The organism is Methylobacterium sp. WL1, assembly GCF_008000895.1.
In the GTDB taxonomy this organism is placed as follows: Bacteria; Pseudomonadota; Alphaproteobacteria; order Rhizobiales; family Beijerinckiaceae; genus Methylobacterium.
Genome location: NZ_CP042823.1, coordinates 4435309 through 4456507 on the forward strand (window position 1 = coordinate 4435309; position 21199 = coordinate 4456507).

15 protein-coding genes and 2 pseudogenes are annotated in these 21199 nt (G+C 64.5%); 5 read left to right on the top strand and 12 right to left on the bottom strand.

Translation table 11 applies throughout. The features are described 5' to 3' along the window. Positions 1–29: 29 nt before the first annotated feature. Positions 30–1631, bottom strand: coding sequence for an ABC transporter substrate-binding protein (locus tag FVA80_RS21615; RefSeq protein ID WP_147908357.1), 1602 nt, complete (start codon positions 1629–1631; stop codon positions 30–32). A 303-nt stretch (positions 1632–1934) separates the two neighbouring features. On the opposite strand from FVA80_RS21615, the gene FVA80_RS21620 reads away from it, so the two are divergent. Next, positions 1935–2636 (top strand): aspartate/glutamate racemase family protein, encoded by a 702-nt coding sequence (locus tag FVA80_RS21620; RefSeq protein ID WP_246692070.1) that lies wholly within the window; start codon positions 1935–1937, stop codon positions 2634–2636. 10 nt (positions 2637–2646) lie between these two features. On the opposite strand, the gene FVA80_RS21625 is transcribed toward FVA80_RS21620, so the two are convergent. Genes FVA80_RS21625 through FVA80_RS21645 form a run of 5 tightly spaced genes read right to left on the bottom strand, consistent with a single transcriptional unit; the run spans position 2647 to position 7796 of the window. After that, positions 2647–3411 carry an aspartate/glutamate racemase family protein gene (locus FVA80_RS21625; RefSeq protein WP_147908355.1) on the bottom strand — a complete coding sequence of 255 codons (765 nt, stop codon included), beginning with the start codon at positions 3409–3411 and terminating at the stop codon, positions 2647–2649. A 3-nt stretch (positions 3412–3414) separates the two neighbouring features. After that, positions 3415–4956 (bottom strand): amidohydrolase family protein, encoded by a 1542-nt coding sequence (locus FVA80_RS21630; RefSeq protein ID WP_147908354.1) that lies wholly within the window; start codon positions 4954–4956, stop codon positions 3415–3417. Between the two features lie 27 nt (positions 4957–4983). Beyond that, positions 4984–5760: an ABC transporter ATP-binding protein gene (locus FVA80_RS21635; RefSeq protein ID WP_244039868.1), complete on the bottom strand. Its 777-nt coding sequence runs from the start codon at positions 5758–5760 to the stop codon at positions 4984–4986. Positions 5761–5809: 49 nt separating this feature from the next. Beyond that, positions 5810–6739 carry an ABC transporter permease gene (locus FVA80_RS21640; protein ID WP_147908352.1) on the bottom strand — a complete coding sequence of 310 codons (930 nt, stop codon included), beginning with the start codon at positions 6737–6739 and terminating at the stop codon, positions 5810–5812. A 4-nt stretch (positions 6740–6743) separates the two neighbouring features. Next, a complete protein-coding gene (locus FVA80_RS21645) occupies positions 6744–7796 on the bottom strand; it encodes an ABC transporter substrate-binding protein (protein ID WP_147908351.1) in 1053 nt (350 codons plus the stop codon). 671 nt (positions 7797–8467) lie between these two features. Here FVA80_RS21645 and FVA80_RS21650 point away from each other — a divergent pair. Further along, positions 8468–9636 (top strand): IS3 family transposase gene (locus tag FVA80_RS21650; protein WP_147911033.1). Its coding sequence is split into 2 segments (ribosomal slippage): positions 8468–8732 and positions 8732–9636, totalling 1170 coding nucleotides; the frame shifts between segments, so codons are not numbered across the junction. Positions 9637–10331: 695 nt separating this feature from the next. Here the strand turns inward: FVA80_RS21650 and FVA80_RS21660 are convergent. The 3 genes from FVA80_RS21660 to FVA80_RS21665 all read right to left on the bottom strand — a co-directional run bounded on the left by FVA80_RS21660 (position 10332) and on the right by FVA80_RS21665 (position 13644). Beyond that, the gene (locus FVA80_RS21660) at positions 10332–10907 is read right to left on the bottom strand and encodes a PilZ domain-containing protein (RefSeq protein ID WP_187193461.1); all 576 of its coding nucleotides are present in this window, start codon (positions 10905–10907) and stop codon (positions 10332–10334) included. Next, positions 10904–11173, bottom strand: coding sequence for a hypothetical protein (locus tag FVA80_RS30675; RefSeq protein WP_187193462.1), 270 nt, complete (start codon positions 11171–11173; stop codon positions 10904–10906). Before FVA80_RS30675 ends, FVA80_RS21660 begins: the two co-directional genes overlap by 4 nt. Positions 11174–11256: 83 nt before the next feature. Then, positions 11257–13644, bottom strand: a complete 2388-nt coding sequence (locus FVA80_RS21665; protein WP_147910560.1) for an EAL domain-containing protein — start codon at positions 13642–13644, stop codon at positions 11257–11259. A 232-nt stretch (positions 13645–13876) separates the two neighbouring features. On the opposite strand from FVA80_RS21665, the gene FVA80_RS21670 reads away from it, so the two are divergent. After that, entirely contained in the window at positions 13877–14623 is a 747-nt protein-coding gene (locus FVA80_RS21670) for a dienelactone hydrolase family protein (RefSeq protein ID WP_147910556.1), read from the top strand. Between the two features lie 180 nt (positions 14624–14803). Beyond that, the gene (locus tag FVA80_RS21675) at positions 14804–15568 is read left to right on the top strand and encodes a hypothetical protein (RefSeq protein ID WP_246692071.1); all 765 of its coding nucleotides are present in this window, start codon (positions 14804–14806) and stop codon (positions 15566–15568) included. Positions 15569–15719: 151 nt separating this feature from the next. On the opposite strand, the gene FVA80_RS21680 is transcribed toward FVA80_RS21675, so the two are convergent. Continuing rightward, complete coding sequence (locus FVA80_RS21680) at positions 15720–16145, bottom strand: VOC family protein (protein WP_147910555.1); 426 nt, start codon at positions 16143–16145, stop codon at positions 15720–15722. 1082 nt (positions 16146–17227) lie between these two features. Between FVA80_RS21680 and FVA80_RS21690 the strand changes: the two are divergent. Then, positions 17228–18331: pseudogene (locus tag FVA80_RS21690) on the top strand (IS5 family transposase). A 90-nt stretch (positions 18332–18421) separates the two neighbouring features. Here the strand turns inward: FVA80_RS21690 and FVA80_RS21695 are convergent. Together FVA80_RS21695 and FVA80_RS21700 are read right to left on the bottom strand one after the other, a co-directional pair. Beyond that, positions 18422–19168, bottom strand: a complete 747-nt coding sequence (locus tag FVA80_RS21695) for a type I restriction enzyme HsdR N-terminal domain-containing protein (protein ID WP_348644649.1) — start codon at positions 19166–19168, stop codon at positions 18422–18424. 15 nt (positions 19169–19183) lie between these two features. Continuing rightward, positions 19184–20276: pseudogene (locus tag FVA80_RS21700) on the bottom strand (IS630 family transposase). Between the last annotated feature and the right edge of the window lie 923 nt (positions 20277–21199).

Consider the following 21199-nt stretch of genomic DNA (forward strand, 5'->3'; position numbering starts at 1 on the left):
GACCGAGAAAGCGCACAAGCCGCACCGGATTACTTGTCCATCCAGGCTCGCTCGAACGCCTGTTGTGTGCCCAGCGGACCCGTGGTGTGATCCTTGAGGCGCCGGTTGAAGACGCTCACGTATTGCACGTCGATCAGCCAGATCATCGGGCTGTCTTCGGCCAGGATCTGCTGGACCTTCTTATAGATCGCCCCGCGCTTTTCCGGATCCAGCTCGCGCGCGCCCTCGCCGAGCATGCGGTCGACCTCCGGGTTCGAGTAGAACGTGTCGTTGACGAAGGTGACACCTTTTCGGATCTGCGAGGTCAGGAACTGCTTGTTCAACCCGTAGACCGGATCGACGCCCTGGCTCAGGAACGGCTCGTTGATGTCGTAATCGTAGTTCGTGTAGACGCGCCGCAGCCAGGTGGCGGTGTCTTCTGAGCGCAGAGTCACGTCGATGCCCACCGCGACGAGGGCCTGCTTCAAGTATTCGGCCTGCCGCAGCCACTGTTCGCCGAACGAGTTCACCTCCAGATGGAGGGCGAAGCGCATCCCGCCCGCGCCACGGGGTGCGCCGGCCGCATCGAGCAGCCGGTTGGCGATCTCCAGCCGATCCGGCACGTCATACTGGCGCACGTCGTCGGTGTAGAGGCCGGCCGTCTTGAATTTGCGGCTGAGTGGACCCGAGGCGGGCAGGCCGTAGCCAAACATCACGTCCCTGAGGATGACGTTGCGGTCGATCGCGTAGGCGATGGCTTGGCGCACCGCCTTCTTCTGAAGCTGCGGATGGCGGCCGTTCAGCTCCAGGACGCTCTGAGCCGGCGTCATCTCGTAGCCCTTGGTGGTCAGGTCGAGGACTGGATTGGTCTTCATCCGCGCGAGATCGGCATAGTTCACCGCGCTGTAGCCGGCGAAATGGGCTTCCCCGGCCTCCATGGCGGCCGAACGCGTTGCGGCATCCGGGATGAAGCGGGCGACGATACGGTTGAGGTACGGCAGCCCCGGCTTCCAGTAACTCTCGTTGCGGTCCAGCCGCACGGACTGACCGCGCTCCCAGCTCACGAACTTGAACGGGCCGGTTCCGATCGGCTTGTTGGCGGTCGGGTTCTGGAGGACATCGGTTCCCTCGAACACCGATCGGCACAAGATCGGCAGGTCGCGCCCCGAGAGCGCTTTCATGATGTACGGAGCCGGGTTGGCGAGCCGCAGCACCGCGGTCATCGGATCGGGCGTGTCGACTGCTACCAGTTCGGCGAGCATTACTGGGGCGATCGGATTATACTTCTTCAAGATCTCCATGAAGGAGTATTGCACGTCCGCGCTGGTGAACGGTTTGCCGTTGTGGAAAGTCACGCCCTCCTGGAGCGTGAATGTGATGGTCTTTCCGTCCGCTGCGACATCCCACGACTTGGCCAGGTTGGGCCGTGGGTTCAAATCCCAGTCGTAGGTGCACAGCCCTTCATAGACCTGCGTGGCAATCGGCGGGATGTTGCCGGCCGATACGGCGTAATGCGCTAAGGTCGAAGGCTCTGGATGCACGATCATCACCATCGTGCCGCCCCGCCGCGGTTCGGCGGCGCTTGCGCCGTTCGAGGCCGCGGCGAGGCCGAGCGGGAGCGCCAGAACGGTGCGGCGAGAGAGATCAGTCACGTGAGGTGTGCGAGACAAGCCGAAGGACCCCTGAAGCTGTAGGGGGCCTCAGCAACGGTCGTGCCACCCGATTGGTAGATTCACCCCGGTATCATGTCGATTGATCGGGGGTGATCTGTGCCGAGCCTCGAATACGGCATAAAAGCAAACTGAGAGGAAATCTTGATCTCGGCGGCCGGATGCCGGATGCCGGAGGTTCGCGTCGGAACGAACCTTGCCATGAGCTGCGGCCGAGCCGTCCCTGGCTCGTGCTTGGAGCCCTTGGTCACGATGCGCGAATCCGGACGGACGATCAGACTGGGGATGCTCACCCCTTCGTCGAACAGCGTGCTCGAACCGATGACGGCGCGCATTCTGGCCGGGCAGGACGGGGTCACGGCCCACTTCTCGCGCGTGCGTGTGACCCAGATCGGCCTGTCAGCCGTCGCACTGGGCCAATTCGCGCAGGAACCGATGCTCGCGGCCGCCGACCTGCTCGCCGATGCGCGGGTCGCCTCGATCCTTTGGAACGGGACTGCGGGTGCCTGGCTTGGCTTCGACAATGACGTGGCGCTCGCAGCGGCAGTGACCGAGCGAACCGGCGTGCCGGCCTCGACCTCCGCGCTTGCTTTCCGCGACCTGTTTCGGCGACGCGGCATCGAACGCATTGGGCTGGTGACCCCCTATACCGGGGACGTCCAGGCGCGGATCCAGGCGAATTGGCGCTCCGACGGGTTCGACTGCTCGGCAGAGCGGCATCTCGGTCTGTCAGAGAACTTCGAATTCGCTTTGGCCGGCACAAGCGAGATCGCCGGGATGGTGCGCGCCGTCGCGGCCGAGGGCGCGCAGGCCGCGGCCATCGTCTGCACCAACCTCGCGGGCGGCGCGATCGCCGCAGCTCTGGAGGCCGAACTCGGCATCCCGGTCTACGATTCGGTCGCGGTCAGCCTGTGGAAGGCGATAGACCTTGCCGGCGCAAGCACCGAGGCCCTCATTGGATGGGGCGACGTGTTCGCGACCGCCTAAGCGACCTGCCTCAGCAGGCGTCATCCTCGGCTTTGCGGCGCTCGATCCACCGCCGCAGGGACGGCGCGAAGCCGGTGGCCGGCTTGGCCGGCGGACGCGCGAAGCGGCCCGCCCGCGGGGGCTTCACGCCGAGCCGGACCATGACCTGCGCCTGCCCGAGCGCGGCAGAGAGCGGATCGATCAGCGGCACCGGGACCGCCTCGGCAATCCGAGCGGCCAGGCCAGTCAGCGGCGCTCCGGCCAGGATCACCGCGTCGACACCATCCTCGGTCACAACGCGGTTCGCGAGGGCGATGATCTCGGCCTCAAGCTCGTGCTGCACCTCCGTGACCGACCGGAAGCCGGCCGCAACAGACCGGACGCAGGCGCATCGGGCAGAGAGTCCGGCCAGCAGCACCGCATCCTCGTACCAGGGCAGCAGGGTGCCCGAGAACGTCACGACACCGAAGCGCTGGCCGAGCATGCAGGCGGTGAGCATCGCCGCCTCGGCCATCCCAACGACGGGCAGGTCGAACAGCTCGCGTGCTGCGATCAGGCCGGGATCGCCAAAAGCTGCGATCACGGCGGCGTCGAAGCCGGATTGATGTTCGGCCAGAGTCTCCAGCACCGCTGCGCCGGCGAGCTGCGCCTCCGCTCGGCTCGCGATGTAGGGGAGGCCGTGCGCCGCCGTCAGCGCAGTGAGCTGCACGTCCGGGGCCAGCGCGCTGGCGGCGGCAGCCTCCATCCGGGCCGTCATGGCCGCCGAGGTGTTCGGGTTGACGAGGAGGATTCGCACGCCTCAGACGCGCGAACTCGGGCGGTAGAACGGCTCGTGCCGACCGGGGTCGATATAGTCCGCGTAAAAGCGCCGGGCATGGGGAAGGAGGGCCTTTGAGAGCTGACGACGCTCGACCTCATCGTCCGACAGGGCGCGTGCCAAGTCGTCGTGCAGGGCCTTCAGGGCGGCGTCGCGGTCGACCCGGGTGAAACGGCCATCAGCGTAGAGCACCTCGCCGTCGCACAGCACCGTCGTGACGCCGCCGGTCTTGGCGCGCTGGATCACCGCGTCGAGCAGCGGCGTCTCGGCGTCGAGGTAGGGATATGCGATCTGGTCCCAGTCCAGCAGCACGAGGTCGGCGGCTTTGCCGACCTCGATCGTGCCGAGGCTGTCGCCGAAGCCGGTGGTGCGGGCGCCCCCGACAGTCGCCATGCGCAGCACCTGGGCCATGCCCGGAACGTCGGCCTCATCCATGCCGGGCACCCGGTGGGCGCGCAGCACGAGCCGCATCTCTTGGAGCATGTCGCGATCGTCGTTGATGCCTGCTTCGTCGAGGCCAATCGCGGTGTTGATGCCCTTCGCCTCGAAGCGGTTGAGCGCCGCCACGCCCGAACGCAGCCGGAAGTTCGAGGAGCAGTTGTGGCAGATGCAGGTTCCGGTCGCGGCCACGCGGTCGATGTCGGCCTCGTTCAGCCAGACGCCATGGCCGAGCGTCATGCGCGGCCCGAGCAGGCCGAACCGGTCAAGATGTTCCACCGCCGTCCCGCCGCTGCGCTTTTCCGCGTAGGCCTTCTGGTAGGCGGTCTCGACCAGATGCATGTGCATCGGCACATTGTAGGATTCGGAGAGCCCGGACAGGCCCTCGAGCGCCGCGTCGGAGCACCAGTGGAGGTTGGCGGGAGCAAGCTGGATCTTGGCCCGGGCAGCCCCGGCCTGGCCTGAGTGCAAGCTACGGAACAGCGCGAAATTGTCCTCCAGCGACATTTGAAAGCGTTCGAACCAGCGCTTCATCGGGTCCTGGAGCGACGTCGGCAGGCTCGCCACGAAATCCATGTCCGCCTGGTAGACGAGTCGGTTCTGGTCGCGCACTGCGAAGCAGTACGAGACCCGCATGCCGATGTCGCGATAGGCGCGCAGCACCTCGTTCGAGCGCGCTTCGACCTCTTCCAGGCTTCCAGGCATCCAGCCGTGGATGTGCTGGACCGTGGTGATCCCGGAGCCGACCATCTCGAAGGCCGAGTACAGGGTGTCGAGGTAGAGGTTCAGGTTGCGCGCCACCATGCGGGTGACGAACCACAGCTCCAGCGGCATGTCGGGGGAGCCGAGCTGGACCGGCGTCAGGCCGACATGATGATGCCCGTTGACAAAGCCCGGCAGCAGGATCTCGCGGCCGGAGCCGATGACGGGCGCGTCGGGATAGCGCGCATGCAACTCCGCGTAGGTGCCGACCGCCTCGATTACCCCGTCCTTCTGGAGCACAGCTCCGTCGGCGACCTCCTCCCAGCGCTCGCGGTCGAGGGTGCGGGTGATCATCTGCCGGCTGCGAATCAACGATGTGGCCATGCTTCGGTCCGTTATGGTCGGAATTGGTCAGGCGAGGGCTTCCTGCTCGGCGAAGGCCCTGTCGACCTCATCGCGCAGGAGTTCGGTGAGATGCCGCCGCATCGCTTCGGCGTCGGGCGAGAACGGGTCGCGGGGGCGCGGCAGGGTGTTGACCACGATCGTCTTGATCCGCCCCGGGCGAGCGGTGAACACCACCACGCGATCGGCGAGCGCCACCGCCTCGTCGATGTGGTGGGTCACGAACAGCACCGAGGCGCCGCTGTCGCGCCAGACATCGAGCAGGAAGTCCTGCATCTTCTGGCGGGTCTGCACGTCGAGCGCCGCGAAGGGCTCGTCCATCAGCAGGACTTTGGGGCGCATGGCGAGCGCCCGGGCGACTGCTACGCGCTGACGCATGCCGCCCGATAACTCGTCGGGCCGCTTGTCGAACGCCTCGGCGAGGCCGACCCGCTGGAGTGCGGCCCGCGCGATGCTCCGGCGCTCCAATTCCGGCACACCCTTCAGCGACAGGCCAAAGCTGACGTTCTGCCAGACGCTGAGCCAAGGGAAGAGCGAGGTCTCCTGGAAGATCAGGCTGCGTTCGGGGGATGGTCCAGCCACCGGCTCGCCGAAGGACTGGATCCGCCCCCCCGTGGCGGCCTCGAGCCCGGCAATCAGGTAAAGCAGCGTGCTCTTCCCGCAGCCGGACGGGCCGAGGAACACCACGAACTCGCCGGGCTGCACGTCGAGGTCAATGTCGCGCAGGGCCTCGTGGGCGCGGGCGGTGCCAGCGGCCCAGACCTTGGAAACGCCGCGGCAGGACACGGCGTCGCTCTCGCCGGACACGGCCGGGCGATCGGCAACGGAGAGACGGTCAGAGCCCAAGGGAAGACCCCGCGTCGCGTGGCAGCCAATAGAGCATCCGCCGCTGAACCAGCCGGAACATCAGGTCGAAGGCGAAGCCGAGGAAGCCGATCAGCGTAATGGTGAAGAAGACCAGCGACGGGTTGAAGGTGTTGCGCGCCAGCATGATCACCTGCCCGAGACCGTAGCCGACGCCGGTCGCCTCGGCGACGAGCACCACCATCCAGGCCCCGAACAGGTTGAGGCGCAGCACCGCGAGCAGCCCCGGCAGGATCGCCGGCACGATAACCCGCGCGTAGATCTGGCGCTTCGACGCACCCATCGTCCGGGCGACGTTGATGTAGTTCCGGTTGACCCCGTCGATCTGATGGATGGTCGAGAGGACCATCGTGAAGAACAGGGCGATGAACACCATGAAGATCGCCGGAGCGTTGCCGATCCCGAACATGAAGATCGCCACGGGCAGCCACGCGATCGGCGAGACCGGGGCCAGGAGCGTGATGGTCGGCAGGGTCAACCGCTCGAACAGCACGACGTAGCGGATCGCCACGCCGACCAGGATCGACAGGGTTGCGGCCAGGAACAACCCTGCCAACACCCGCCCGGTGGAGGCGAGCACGGTGATCAACACCGCCATGGCGGGGCTCGGGCCGGCGTTCATGCCGGTGCCGATCTGCCAGCGCTGCGCGGTATTGAAGAAACGCGCCTGCTCGACGAGGTTGCCGAGGAAGATGTGGGGTGGCGGCAGCAGCTTGGCATCGGCGATGCCGAACGCCCAGAGCAGCTCCCAGAGGCCGGCGAAGCATCCGACCGAGACCAGCATCCAGCCGATCCGTTGCAGCAGTGGGACGAACCCGTCGGGCAGCGCCAGGCGCCGTGCGAACGGGAGACGCGGCTGGCCGTGCGGGACGGCGGCGGCGCGGGCGAGATCGATGGCCATCCGCTCAGGCCGACTTCAGCTTGAGCTTGCCGTAGAGCTCCGGGTTTTCGGCGATGACCTGTTCCAGCAGGGTCCAGTCGATCGCGTCGCGGCCGGGCTTCTTCTTGATGTAGCCCATCTCGGCGACGGAATCGGTCCGGTCGAGGATGAACTGCGTCTGGTTGCGGGCGTCCACCACCGAGGGCTGCCGGCCCATGGCGAGTTGGGCGTTGCTCATCGAGGTCTTGTAGTAGGAGCCGACGAGCTTGTTCAGGGCGGTCTGAGGGTCGCCCTCTGCCACGGCCTGGGCCTTCATCATGCCTTTGATCAGGGCTTTGACTGCCGCTGGGTTCTTGGAGATCAGCTCATTGCGCACGGCGAGCACGCAGTCAGTATAGCCCTTGCCGTAGATGTCGGTGCCGTCGGAGAGCTTTACGGCGCCCTTCACGTCGGTCAACAGCGCCGTGCCGTAGGGCTCGATCGTGGAGATGATGTCGAGGGCGCCGGCGCGGAACGCCTCCACGGCCTCCGGGGTCGAGCCCATGTAGCGGACCGTAATGTCCTTGAAGGCGACGCCATTCTTCTTCAGCCAGTCGTAGGGCAGCACTTCGAGCGTATCGAGCTGGAAGGTGCCGAGCGTCTTGCCCTTGAGCTTCTCCGGACTGTCGAGGCCCGGCTGGGCTACGAGCACGCAGCCCTCGATGCCGCCGCCCGCCACGATCTTCACCGGGGCACCCGCATCGTAGAGTGCCATGAAGCTGGTGTAGGGCATCACGCCGGCATCGACCTGACCCATCCCGAGGAAGGTGACCTGATCGGAGAAGGTCGGCGTGTTCACGAAGTCGATGGTGAGACCGTCGTCCTTGGCGAGCTGCATCGCCTCGGCCAGGAAGAAGTTCAGGTTGCAGAAGCCGGTCCCGTGCGTCGCTCGGATACCGTTGGCCGCCATCGCATGGCCGATCGTGCCGGGCCCGACGGCGAGCGTGAGCGCCGCGGCGGTTCCGCCGAGGAAGCGTCTGCGGGTGGGTTTGAACTGCGAGAAATCAGGAACGCGATAATCGCCGTGACGGTCGCACATATCGGCTCTCCTCAGGAGGCGGATGTTGGAGTCTTTCAGGCGGTGCGCCGGCTCCCGGCCGGACGCGCGACGATGTCGAGGTCGTGACGGGGGCAGAGCGGTCGAGGAGATCCGGTCACCCGGCAGCTCTCAGTATCGACGGCACGCCAACCCGTAGTCGCCGCTCTACGCGACGCTGCGCTAGCGAGCTCCTCACAAGAAGCGTGCCATTCGCGACCGAATACGTCCGATGAGACGCGCTTCGGCAGACCCAGACATCCCTGCGCGTCGGCGATGGGGCGGGATGCGCCCGCCGTCGTGATGTTGAAGACGTCGCGTCCCGGTTCAGGCGGCGGAGAAGCTCGTATTCAATACGATAATTTTGACGTTCTCCGATGAATACCGCCATCCACGCGCGCAAGTGCCGCTAATATGCGCAAAGTCCTCGCCGGACTGCGGCCTCTTTCCCCTTCCCGTCGACCGGACGGCGGCCGACAATCGGATGGCCAATCCACGGGAGCTTCGGGATCGATGACGCATCTCACGCGGCGCAGCTTCGTCGGCGCAGCGGCGCTGCTCGCGGCACCAGCCCTCATCCGCCCATCCTTCGCAGCCGACCCGGTCAAGTGGCCTGCCCCCTGAAAAGTGGTCCTCCCTGATGTATGGCTTTGGGCCATTTGGAGGATGTTTTTATGGGACGGAAGAAGCATACGGCTGAAGAGATCGTCGCTAAGCTGCGGCAGGTCGATGTCCTGGTCTCGCAGGGTCGCAAGGTTGCTGAAGCAATCCGGTCGATCGAGGTGACCGAGGTTACGTATTACCGTTGGCGTTCCGAGTACGGCGGTCTGAAGGGTGATCAGGTCAAGCGGCTGAAGTCCTTGGAGACGGAGAACCTGCGTCTGCGTCGGGCGATCTCGGACCTGACGCTGGAGAAGCTCATTTTGAAGGAGGCAGCTTCGGGAAACTTCTGAGCCCGGCTCGCCGCCGGGCTTGTGTCGACTACGTCGTTGCCGAGCACGGTGTGTCCGAACGCTTCGCTTGCCGTGTCCTGGGTCAGCATCGTTCGACGCAGCGCAAAGTCGCCGTGATGGTCGAGGACGAGGCTGCTTTGACGGCTGCTATCGTCGCCCTGGCTCTGCAGTATGGGCGCTACGGCTACCGTCGGATCACCGCGATGCTCCGGCGCGATGGCTGGACGGTGAACGTGAAGCGGGTCGAACGGATCTGGCGCCGCGAGGGCCTCAAGGTTCCCGCTCGCCAGCCGAAGCGGTCGCGCCTCTGGCTCAACGACGGCTCCTGCCTTCGCTTACGGCCCGAGCGTCCCGACCACGTCTGGTCCTACGACTTCGTCGAGCACCGCACGCACAATGGACGCAAGTACCGGATGCTGAACGTCATCGACGAGTTCACACGCGAGTGCCTGGCCATCCGCGTATCTCGTAAGCTGAAGGCATTGGACGTGATCGATGTACTCTCGGACCTGTTCAGCCTGCGCGGGGTGCCAGGGCATATCCGCTCGGACAACGGGCCGGAGTTCATCGCCAAGGCCGTTCAGGACTGGATCGCGGCGGTTGGATCAGCGACCGCCTACATCGAGCCGGGCAGTCCGTGGGAGAACGGCTATTGCGAGAGCTTCAACGCGAAGCTGCGGGATGAACTTCTCAACGGCGAGGTGTTCTACACCCTCAAAGAGGCCAGCGTCGTGATCGAGCAATGGCGGAGGCACTACAACAGCATCCGGCCACACTCCTCACTCGGCTACCAGCCACCTGCGCCCGAGGTCGTCATCTGGCCAACCGAACCGAGCGGCTCAGGGCCGCTCGCTCACCCCGCCATCGTCACGCGACCGACGATGCACTAACTTCGAACCTGGGCCACCGAATGGGGGCAGGCCAAGCCCGCCGAGCCGACGACGCCAGCGGTAGAAGGTGCCGAGCGAGACATGGGCGCTCGCGCAGATGTCGGCGATGGGGATGCCCCGCGCGGCCTCGTCCAGCAGGAAGGCGATTTCCCGATCCGTGTGCAGGGATCGACGCATGCGGAATCTCCGGATTCGGCAGCCATGAGTGCATCCAGCGAGCGCAGGAGGAGCAAGAAGCGGACCGGCTTCGACGCCTCGGTTCCGAAGTTTTTACAGGTGCCAGCATCGGCGAGCCCGCTTGGCAGACACCGCCTCGCGCAGCCAGCGTCCAGCTCTGTGTTTTGCTTCGCACGAGGCTGCGGACATTTTTTGTAAGCGCCTGGATTTGCGCCGCGGCTGCGGCATGTCCGGTTGTTGATTCCAGGCGCTCTAAAGTAGCCGTTCTGCGTTCGGCCAGCCTACGCCATGCCGGATCGCCGATGGGCGCAAAAGCGGACGTTCCGTTTTGCGCCCATCCCAGTCATTCAAGCGGTCTTGGCAGCTCCCTCAAAGCAGACATTGCGCGTCGCGGCCTTGCCGCCGAGCCATTCACATAAGAGCGACTTTCAGTACCCGCGAAGCTCGGATTTAATCTTGATCATTGACGTCATGGATCACGGTCGCTGATACGTACGCGACGGCCTAAACACCGCGCCTCAAAGCACAGTGTGCTCGCCGACCGCCGCGTCCTCGAGCGGTTCGAGAAAGGCCGCGCCGACGCCTCGCTCAATTCGACGCGCGACTGTCGCCTGACGTCGCCCAACTCGGATTATTTCGCCCAGCGCTGGAGCAGTATCCAATGACAGCGCCACGCCCGAGGCCGACAGGTTCAGGATCTGCGCCGGCACGCGCCGACCATCCGCCAGTTCGACCTCTACGGCCGTGCGCTCTGGAACGATCCGTCGGTGAACCCGCACGACCTCGGACAACTTCGCTTGCCGGCGCGCCAGCTCGATGAAGCGTCGCGCCACGTCGCCGGGTGAAGGAGTCGTGCCGATGACGCGCACGGCAAAGTCGCAGCTCCCCGCCCACACGACACGAACCTGAATGGATCCAATGTCACGGATGTTGCAGATTAAACGCTCGTCGACCACCGGCAGCGTTGCTGATCGCAGTCTCAACCCTTCAGACGAGATGTCCACAGTGACCGCGTGGAACTCGGATCCGTCGCTGCGAAGGCACAGAGCGGGGACGACGACGGGGTGCCGAGCGGCGGCTCGACGCTCGCTCATGCGTCGATCGCCGCAGCGACAGGACAGTAAGCACCCCCGAGCGAGCCGGCGATTGGACCTACCATATCGTTCAAGACTGCCAGTGCTTTCGCAGACATGAGCTGCCGGTAGGGCTGCCGGTCGATCAGCGCTGCATAAACCTTCCAGATCGAAGCTATCGCCTGGTCGAGGTCGTGCATACGGCAGGCGTCGACCGCGCTGAGGGCGCGTACAGGGCACTCGCCACGGCGCGGGGCATCCGTGATCAGCGCGAGATGGCTCACCATACATCGACTTTCTGAGTTCTAGCTCACACGGTTAGAACCGACGGCCTCGTGCCGCTCCCCGCCGCGACGCATTTGAAACTGCGCTAGGCTACCAAGGCGTGACGGTCGCTATCAGATCGAGCACCATGCGTGTGCTCATTGAAAGTCTTGATCGCAGCGGGTCGGCCCATCAGGTAGCCCTGTGCCGCTTGGCAGTTCTCGCCTGCCAGGAAGCTCAACTCCGCCTGCGTCTCGACTCCCTCGGCGAGAACCGGAAGTCCCAGACCGCGGCCGAGCCCGAGAACCGACCGCACGATCGCGGCCGTCTGCTCGTTGACATCGACCGCCCGGATGAAAGAGCCGTCGATCTTGATCTTGTCGAACGGGTAGGCGCGCAAGTTCGACAGGGACGAGTAACCGGTCCCGAAATCGTCCATTGCGATGCGGACTCCGAGAGCCTTCAGCTGGCGCAGGGTGGACTGGGCCCGACCAGGATCACGGATGAGTGCCGTCTCGGTGATCTCGATCTCCAAGCGATTGGGCTTGAGCCCAGTCTGGAACAGGACTTCGTGAACGAGCTGGGCGAAGTGCGGCGCGTGTAGCTGCACGGCGGAGACGTTGACGGCAATCGTGAGTGGGTTCGGCCAGCTCGTCGCCTCACGACAAGCTTCCCGCAACACCCACTCGCCGATCTGCAGGATCGCGCTGCTCTCCTCCGCGATCGGGATGAACACGCCAGGCGAAACTGGACCGCGCTGGGGATGCTGCCAACGCAGCAGCACCTCGAAGCCGAGTACGGTACCGGTCTGCACGTCGGTCTGAGGCTGGTAGACGAGGTGCATCTCGCCGCGGGCCACGGCGTGGCGCATGTCGTGTTCGAGGAGGCGCCGCTCTCGAACCTGCGTACCCAGCTTGGCTTCAAAGAAGCGGTAAGTGCCTCGACCCTCGGCCTTGGCTTTGTAGAGCGCCGTGTCGGCGTAGCTCAGGAGCAGCGCGCGCTCATCCGCGTCGTCCGGGTAGAGCGCGATACCGATGCTGGTGGCGATCATCGGACCGGTGGCATCGGCGCTGCTGCTGCGCAGCGCTTCTAGGACCTGCTCGGCCAGGCGCCCGGCTGCGACCGCTTGCTCGAAGGGGATCAGGATCGCGAACTCGTCGCCGCCAAGACGGGCCATCAACTGCGTCTCGTCGAGGAGTGTCGTGACGGAGCGGGCGACGGTGACCAGCATGGTGTCACCGGCCGCGTGACCGAAGAGATCGTTGACCTCTTTGAACCGATCGAGGTCGAGGCAGAGAACCGCGAGCTTTCGGCCGGTCGCTTCGGCGACCTTCAGCTCCTGGTCGAGGCGTTGATTGAAGCTCGCGCGATTGGCGAGCCCGGTGAGCGCGTCGTGATGGGCGAGGAACTCGATCTGTCCCTCCGCCCGTCGCCGAGCGCGCAGGTCGCGCACGGCGACCGCGTAGTGCGGCTGGTTGCCGTAGGTGACCGGACGCATGATCAACTCGACGGGGATCGTGCCATCGTCCGCGCGCGTCAGCTCGGCATCGATCAGCTGATCCGACGGTTCAGTCAGCGCGAGGCGGGTTGCAGCCTCGGGCAGGAACCGCGACAGCGCAGCCCCGGTGAGTTCAGTCGCAGCGAGGCCAACGAGTTTGCCGAAGCTGTCGTTGGCGCTGATGATGAGGTCACCCCGGCACACGACCAGTCCTTCGACGGCCGCGTTGGCGAGGCTGTGTAGGCGATCCCGTTCCAGCGCCACGTGGCGCCGGTCGCGGATGTCGAGGGCCAGCGCCGCACTTGCGAGGAACAGGATGGCGAGGTTCGCCAGGGCGATGCCGACCGCAAGCCAGCGGGCCGGGATGGCACTCTCTGAGATCAGGACGCTCGGATCAGGAACGATCGTGACCGCACCCATGGCGATGAAGTGGTGGCTGCAGATCGCGAGCAGGAGCAACAGCGCGCCAGTCGTGCGCCCGCGCAGGCTCTCGCCTACGAGGGCGACCGGGAGGGCAACGCTGCCAAGCACACCGCCGAGGATCAATGAAGCCGCCACGAGGGCGGGGTCCCATATGATGTGACCAGCGATCTCGAACGCGGCCATCCCGGTGTAGTGCATGGCCGCAATGCCGAGCCCCAGGATCGCGCCGCCGAGCGTGGCTGCGAACGGGATGGCGCGAGCGAGCGCGATGGTAAGGCCAAGCCCGGTCATGGCGATGGCGTAGACGAGCGAGAGGCTGGTCAGGCCGACGTGATAGGCGCTCGGCAGGCCTGGCTCGAACGCAAGCATCGCGATGAAGTGTGTCGCCCAGATGCCGGAGCCACCGGCCACAGCCGCGACGCCGAGCCAGATCGCGCGCATCCGCGGGCTTGCTTTGCCAGCGTGGCGCAGCAGCTCGACGCATGTGATCGCAGCGAGCGCACACATGACAGCCGCCAGACCGACGAGCCAAAAATCATGTGAGTCCGAGAAACAGCCAATAACCTTAAGCATGCGATGTAACCAAGCAGGTATAATGATACTATCCTTGGCATGCACGCGTTTTTAGATCGTTAATCTTGAACGGGATGTGACTTATGGTATATTATGTCTAACCCTATTTATTATCCAACCACAGATTGCAGGTCATAGAAGGGTAACTGGATCAAATGGTTTGTGGTCCATTGGCTGACGGTCGCCAGTGGTTCAAAGCGGACATCGCAGACGTCCCGCCGAGGAGCCCCTCATGCCAATCGAACAAGTCACGATCCGGACACGCGATGGCGATTGCCCTTCGCACGTGGTGATCCCCGCCAGCGGCGGACCATGGCCCGCGGTGATCGTCTACATGGACGCCGGCGGTATCCGGCCGGCGATGCTCGACATGGCACAGCAACTCGCTGCCTCTGGCTACATCGTCCTGCTGCCGGATCTCTTCTACCGCTACGGACCCTACGGGCCATTCGTGCCCAAGGAGGTGTTCGCAGGTGACTTTCGCGCCGTCCTCGGGCCGCTCATGGCTACAACCAGTCCCCTCAAGGCCGCGGAAGATGCAGAGGCCATGCTCGCTTATCTCGACACGCGCGACGACGTCAAAGGTCGGGCGGTCGGGGTGGTGGGCTTCTGCATGGGCGGCGGCATGGCCTTAGCCACAGCGGGAACCTACCCCGAGCGGTTCGCTGCAGCCGCAAGCTTTCACGGGGGCAATCTCGCGACCGATGCGCCCACGAGCCCCCACCTGTTCGCGCCGAAGCTGAGGGCGGAGGTCTATATTGGCGCTGCCGAGAACGACGGCAGCTACCCGCCTGCGATGGCCGAGCGGCTGCAGCGATCTCTGACGGAGGCCTGCGTACGCTATACATCGCAAACGTATCCAGCCGCGCACGGTTGGATGATGCCGGACTTTCCAGTCTACGATCATGCCGCTGCCGAGCGTGGCTGGAGCGCAATGCTCGCGCTCTTTGGGCGAACCCTGTACGGCGGCGAAAGATGACGCGTGGCCCTGATCCAACATTTCCTTTCTCGGCAGGCAGTGGAATGGTCTGAACGGCAAGATCGGGTCGGTAGGAGATCGTTTGCTTTCCCGGCAGCCTTGCCCCGAAGCGGACAGACCGCAATCGGCCAATCTGGCCCTTTCTAACGCGATCAGATCGCAGGCAAGCAGAGCTTCCGAATGCCAGCGGCGACCGACCGTTGTGGACATCCGGAAATCGCCGTATGCGCGATGGCGATGCCCAGGCGATCAACGCGCACCATCCGGTACGATAGCCTCTTTGACGAGGTCAGCTTGCGGCTCCCGCTGTTCGAGGGCCTCTCGGTCGACAACATTCAGCATCTCTCAGCCTTGGGATTCGGTCGCGGTTTCCTGACGGCCTCCCTCCGAGCCCGCCTGCGCAAAGCAGGATTTCGCGACCTATCTCATTTGGCTCAGTCTTCCCCGGAAGAGATTGCTCGAGTCAGGAAGTTTGGACCGGTCCGGGTCGAGCTTATTCGGACGTTCATCCTCGGTGAGATTGCACATTGGCTGCCGAGCGCACGTCAGACGCACGCAGTCGCGGCTACCCGGGAACGCAGGCTCGAGCTGCTGCGCGAAACGCAAATCGAACGTCTGGCACTGGACGCCGACACAATCGCAGCGCTCGGGTTCGCTGGCGGCTCTTGTGCGGATATGGCCGGCCGTTCGCGCCTCAACCTCCTCGGCACAGGAATTGTGACGCCCATCGAGGTAGATCATTTCATCATGACGCTCGCCCGTTTTCTGGGAGCGTGCAAAACGACCGCTCGTTGCCCCGGCGACGGGGCCCGGGAAGCGCTGTCAGCGGAAATGGAGACCATCGAGGCCCGTCGTGCCGCATTGCTGGCGGACCAAGATCGTGAATGGGAGGAGGCAGCTCCCGCCAGAGATCGTCGTCGGAGTGGCACGGTTCGGAGGGTTTAGGGCAACGATGACGCGGGGGCACGGCAGAATCGTGAGGACGTGGTCAAGCCAGGCAGTATCGATCACAGAGTTGGATCAAGCTATCCGCAAGCGGCCCCTCTGAATTTGGGAGAAGGGTTGCAATCGGACATGGCCTTCGCGCGCAGGGAGACTACGCGGGCAGGACGAGACAGCCATCGTCAGCGAGGATGAAATCCGGGTTCCAAGCGACCTCCCACAGGAAACCGTCCAGATCGCAGAAATGCCCGTGATGGCCGCCCCAGACTGCATCTTGCGCGTGTCGCGTGATCTGTCCACCGAGAGCTTCCACCTGCGCGAGCACCCTGCCCACCTCGTCACGGCTGCGTGTGTTGTAGGCGAGCGTGAAGCCCTGAGAGGGCCGGTTCTCCAAGGGCACGCCAGTGTCCTCGGCGAGGTCGGCACGCGGATACAGCGACAGGCCCAAGCCGCCGATTTGAAAGAAGGCGACACCCTGCGCCAACCGCACGCGCCGGGGCCATCCCAACCCTTCGTAGAAGGCAGTCGCTCGACCGAGATCGGCGACGCCGAGTGTGATGAGGCTCAGTCGTGGTTCCAAGGCCGATGCCCTCAGGCCGTAGGCGCGAAGCCTTTATGGGCCTCTGTCGGTGACAGCCGTCAAGGTCCGCTCCCGGTCGTGAGTCACCGTTGGGTCGCTGCCAGAAAGCCGACGTTCGGCAGTGCGCCCATTCCGGCTATTCGGCGGCCTATGACGGCATCCCGATAGCGGACATGTCAGAGACACTGGTCCTCGCATCACAGGTGTGCAGGTGTGCATGAAAAATGAATCTTTATGAAGCATTTTGCAGCGTTTCGAACGGTTTCGGAATGCTCCGTTTTCCGTGAGAGGATCACAATAGCTGCGTTTTAGATCCTGGGGCATGGACACGGACCACCTTCGATCGGGCTTGGCACGACTTGCCTCGGACCTGAACTTGGCAGGAGAGCCGATCGCGCTCGATGCCGTGGTCGCGCGTCATCTGCCGCTACTCAGCGAAGCGCGCGCGGCGCGGCTACGCTGGACAAGCCTCACGAGGCTTCTCGCCGAAGCAGGGGCACGACGCCCGGACGGAGGTGCCATCTCGGCCGATCAGCTCCGCGCGAGCTATTCGCGGGCTGCTCGTCATCGCCTTCGCGTTCAAACGGTACCTGCCGAGAGGGCTGAGGCCCAGGTTTGGGCAACGAGGCGTCTTCCGAGCGCGGGCTTCGTTGAACGATCCGCGGTGGCGCCTTCTGAGCCGACAGAGGCCGGAGGCGTCGAACCTCCGGGCCAGCGACGCTCGGAGCGATCCGACCGGACGGCGGATCCGGAGCTGACCGATACCGAACTCGCGTCGGTTCGAGCCCGCCTTGGGCAGACAAACCGGTAAAGTCATTTCCTAAGCAAAAAGGTATCCCTGTGGCATTTCGCAGCAATACAGCGTCCAATGACGATGTATGTGATCTGCGGCCCTGGGAGCAGTACGACCTGATCGACGATCAGCTTGTTGTCACACCAGGCCGCAGTAGCCTCGACTGCGTTATTTATTTCGATCCGCATCGGCGAGAGTCTCTCGACTTCGATCGGACACCTCGAAATACCCCCTTCCGTACGGTGCGGTGTCGTGATTCCCTGATGCTGTCGGCGTTGGGGAGGCTCGGATGGGTCAGCCAGGGTTCTTCGATCTGGATGAGCGCTATCAGCGTCTGTCGGAGAACGGCGACCCGCTGGTGAAGCTCGCGGCCTTGATCGACTTCGAGGCTTTCCGCCCGAAGTTGGCCACCGCACTGAAGCGGTCCGATGGGTCGAAGGGGGGCCGCCCGCCCTACGACCCGGTCCTGATGTTCAAGATCCTGGTCCTTCAGACACTCTACACGCTCTCGGACGACGCCACCGAGTTCCAGATCCGGGATCGGCTCTCGTTCATGCGCTTCCTCGGTCTCGGCTTCGAGGATGGCGTGCCCGACGCCAAGACGGTGTGGCTGTTCCGGAGGCACCTGACCCGGGCCGGCGCGATCGACGAGCTGTTTGCAGCCTTCGACGCCTGGTTGAAGGGCAAGGGTTACCTCGCGATGTCGGGCCAGATCATCGATGCCTCGATCATCGCGGCTCCGCGTCAGCGCAACACCGATGCGGAGAAGGCGGCCCTCAGGGAGGGCAAGATCCCTGACGCGTGGGCGGCCAAACCGAAGAAGCTGGCGCGAGATGAGATCGCGATGCCTGCTGGACCTTGAAGCGGGCCAAGGCGCGGCCCGCAAAGGCGGACGGCACCAAGGCCAAGGTTGAGATCGCCGTTCCGATGTTCGGCTACAAGACCCACGTCTCGATCGACCGCAGGCACGGGTTCGTCCGCCGCTTCACCGTGACCAGCGCGGCCGCCCACGACGGGGCACAACTAGCCAACGTCCTCGACGCGACCAACACGGCGAGCGACGTATGGGCCGATACCGCCGACCGCTCGAAGACTAACGAAGCGCATCTCGCCAAGAATGGCCGGCGCTCGAAGGTCCACTTCCGGCGGCAGCCCGGCCTCGATCTGACGCCGACGCAGCGCAAGGCCAACCGCGCCCGCTCCAAGGTCCGCTCGGCCGTCGATCCTTCGACAGGCTCAGGATGAGACGGTGTTCGCCGGGCAGAAGCACCGCTTCGGCCTGTTCGTACGCACGATCGGTTTGGCCCGAGCCCGGACCAAGATCGGGCTCGCCAATCTCGCCTACAACCTCAAGCGCTTCCTTTGGATCGAAACCCGGCCGGTGGCGGCCTGAGGGACGCTCGGGATAGCCCCCTGAGCTCGTTCACGACCACCGCCAGATTACCAGAACGCCAGTCCAATCACGCCAAAGCTGCGAGTGGCGTCAAATCGACGGGTAAACCCCGCAATTATAGGGTTCTTCGAGGTGTCCCTTCGTATCAGCACGGCTGTCGCGGAACGATACGGCGGCAAGCTCTTGAACGATCTTCTGGAAGGTCTTGGCATTCTTTAGATAGAAATCTTCTCGAATAACGTCGCCGTAAGGGGTCTTTTTCTTGACGTCGTCGAGCATCGAGACCGCCGCCGTCTTCAATTGATCGGCTTGGACGTCAGGTTTTTCGGCCAACTCGTGAAAGCGATACGTGTACGTGAGGGTCGCGCCTTCGCTGTCCGCTTTTTCTTCGAGCAGTTTGAGAAGAATGATCTTCGCGAAGTCGGTAAACGCGCGATCTTCGTTCCGCTCGATTTTCCGAATGGTGTTAAGGCAGCGGGCAAAAAGAGCGTTAAGCTGTTTTAGGGGCAGGCCGGGCCTGAACGGCAGCGACGAATCTTTCGCCGGCGGCACCTCGGTAAGTGTCGGGTCTTTTCGAAGCGCCTTCAGGGCGTCCGGAAGTTCTTTCTTGCTAGGAATTTTATCGCTTAGCTTGCCGTTCCAGCGGATGCGCTTCCCGGACGCGGAATTGTAGCTCTCGAACTGAGTGCCATTCGTCAGGACGACAAAAGGAGCTTTCACGTCAGCGCCGTAGGCGACGGCTTGGTCACGGTCTTTTTGGGAAAGGGTCTTCGCGATGCGTTTCGCCTCAACGAGGAAAGCGATTTTCCCCGAATGGCGGACGAGAATATCGACGATACCTAGTGCACTGACTCAGACGGATGGTTCAGGGGCTCGATTGAGGGCGTCGAAGATGGCGGCGGCGGGCTTGGTCCAGACGAAGGGTCGTGGGCTTTGGTTGTGCTCACCGATGTAGCGTTTGATGGCGGCCTGCAGGTCGACGATGCCGGTGAAGGTGCCTCGCCGGAGGCGACGGCGCGTCAGCGTGGAGAAGAAGCCCTCGACGGCATTGAGCCAGGAAGCCGAAGTCGGTGTGACGTGGAACGTCCATCGCGGGTGGCGGGTGAGCCAGGCGCGCACCTTCGGGTGCTTGTGGCTGCCGTAGTTGTCGAGCACCACGTGGATCGCCTTGCCCGCTGGGACTGCCGCCTCGACGGTGTTGAGGAAACGGATGACCTCACCGTGGCGATGGCGCTGCATGCAGCGGCCGAGCACCGTGCCTTCCAGGACGTCGAGGGCGGCAAACAAGGTCGTGGTGCCGTGGCGGGTGTCGTCGTGCGTCTGAGCGGCGGGATGCCCGGGCCCGAGCGGCTGGTCGGGACGGGTTCGCTCCAGGGCCTGGATCTGGGACTCCTCATCCTGAGCGTGTCGAAGGACCGTCGATGGACAGCACGACGGCGTGGGCGGGCGGTTGCATATAGAGACCGACCACATCCTCGACCTTCTCGGCGAAGGCCGGGTCGTGGGAGCGCTTGAAGGTCCGCACCCGATGCGGTTGCAGGCGGTGCTCCTGCCAGATCCGCTGCACGGAGCGGAGTGAGATGCCGGTCCGCGCAGCGACGGCGCGGCCGGTCCAGTGCGTGACCTCGTCCGGCGGTTCCGAACACGTCAGCGCCAGCACCGTCGCCACGGTGCGGGTGGAATGCGGCGGGGTGCCGGGTGGGCGGGTCTTGTCCCGCAGCAGGCCCTCGACGCCCTCCTCGGCAAAGCGCTGCTGCCAGCGCCAGACTGCGGGCCGGCTGACGCCGGCCTGCCGAGCCACGTCCTGCACGCTCAAGCGTTCGAACGAGAGCAGGACGATGCGCGCCCGCAGGATGTGCTTGAGCGGGCGGGATCGGTCTCCGGCGATCGTGGACAACGCCAACTTGGTGGCGTCGTCGAGGAGCACGCAGACGGTCTGAGCCATCGCCCAGACTCGCATGCATCACCCCCTGCGTGAATCCTCTGACCGCGTCAGTGCACTAGGTTCGCCCTAACCGATCCGCCGGTTGGGTACTTGAAGGTGAAATCCGTCTGTACGTCGAAACCGCGCCGCGTCAGGTACGGAATGATTTTTTTGATGACTGTTTCGGTTTCGCTCGCTGTCGCCACAGTGGACCCTTGCTCGGTTCTTAGGCCTCGTAAAAAGACTCTTAGATCGCATGCTCGACCAAGGAGAGGGCTTCGGCCCTCTCGCGAACGATTATGGGCGGCTGAGGCTTCCGCGCGACTCTGTCGCGATCCAATTGGGTGCCGGCCTGTCGCGGGATACCGAGGCCGTGGAAGTTGAGCCGAGGGCAACGCCGGTGATCCTGAAGAGCTATGCGGACCGCGAGGCGCCATTGTCGGCGCCATGACCTGAGGCAAAGACACTTCAGCGCCCGCTTGCGGACGCCCCCCCCCGATCGTGCTCGTGGGGCGAGCGGCAGAAGGGTTGGCTCAGGGCCGGCAGAACTGGGGTCAGGGCGCGTTCGGGTATCGCTATCCGCCGGGGGCGTGCTCCAAACAGCCGGATACGTTTAGCCGTCAATTAGAGCCCCGTGGGGCAGCTTCGCGCCATGGCCACGGGCCGTTCCGCTCTCGGGGCCGTCGGCGGCTCTCGGGCCGTCTTGGGGGCGATTGGCGCCTCGCCGCTCGGCTTCGGCAAGGCCGTGCTCGCATTCCCGCTCGTCGCCCCTCGCGCGATCCCGGCGGCGCTAATGATGCTCGTCGCGAGCCCGGTCGGCCTGACGATCGCCGCCCTGCCCCAGTGGGTTGTAAATCTCGTATTTTCCCCACTTTTGGGTTGAGTCATCGCCCGGCGTTTGAGAGAGTAAACCGCATTGAGCAAGCCCCCGATCAAGACGACCT

Bases quoted from the DNA above. Each gene is read 5' to 3' on its own strand.
- FVA80_RS21630 (WP_147908354.1), bottom strand. From the start codon at position 4,956: ATGGCCACATCGTTGATTCGCAGCCGGCAGATGATCACCCGCACCCTC.
- FVA80_RS21620 (WP_246692070.1), top strand. From the start codon at position 1,935: ATGCTCACCCCTTCGTCGAACAGCGTGCTCGAACCGATGACGGCGCGC.
- FVA80_RS30675 (WP_187193462.1), bottom strand. From the start codon at position 11,173: ATGGTGAGCCATCTCGCGCTGATCACGGATGCCCCGCGCCGTGGCGAG.
- FVA80_RS21670 (WP_147910556.1), top strand. From the start codon at position 13,877: ATGCCAATCGAACAAGTCACGATCCGGACACGCGATGGCGATTGCCCT.
- FVA80_RS21665 (WP_147910560.1), bottom strand. From the start codon at position 13,644: ATGCTTAAGGTTATTGGCTGTTTCTCGGACTCACATGATTTTTGGCTC.
- FVA80_RS21660 (WP_187193461.1), bottom strand. From the start codon at position 10,907: ATGAGCGAGCGTCGAGCCGCCGCTCGGCACCCCGTCGTCGTCCCCGCT.
- FVA80_RS21645 (WP_147908351.1), bottom strand. From the start codon at position 7,796: ATGTGCGACCGTCACGGCGATTATCGCGTTCCTGATTTCTCGCAGTTC.
- FVA80_RS21640 (WP_147908352.1), bottom strand. From the start codon at position 6,739: ATGGCCATCGATCTCGCCCGCGCCGCCGCCGTCCCGCACGGCCAGCCG.
- FVA80_RS21675 (WP_246692071.1), top strand. From the start codon at position 14,804: ATGCCAGCGGCGACCGACCGTTGTGGACATCCGGAAATCGCCGTATGC.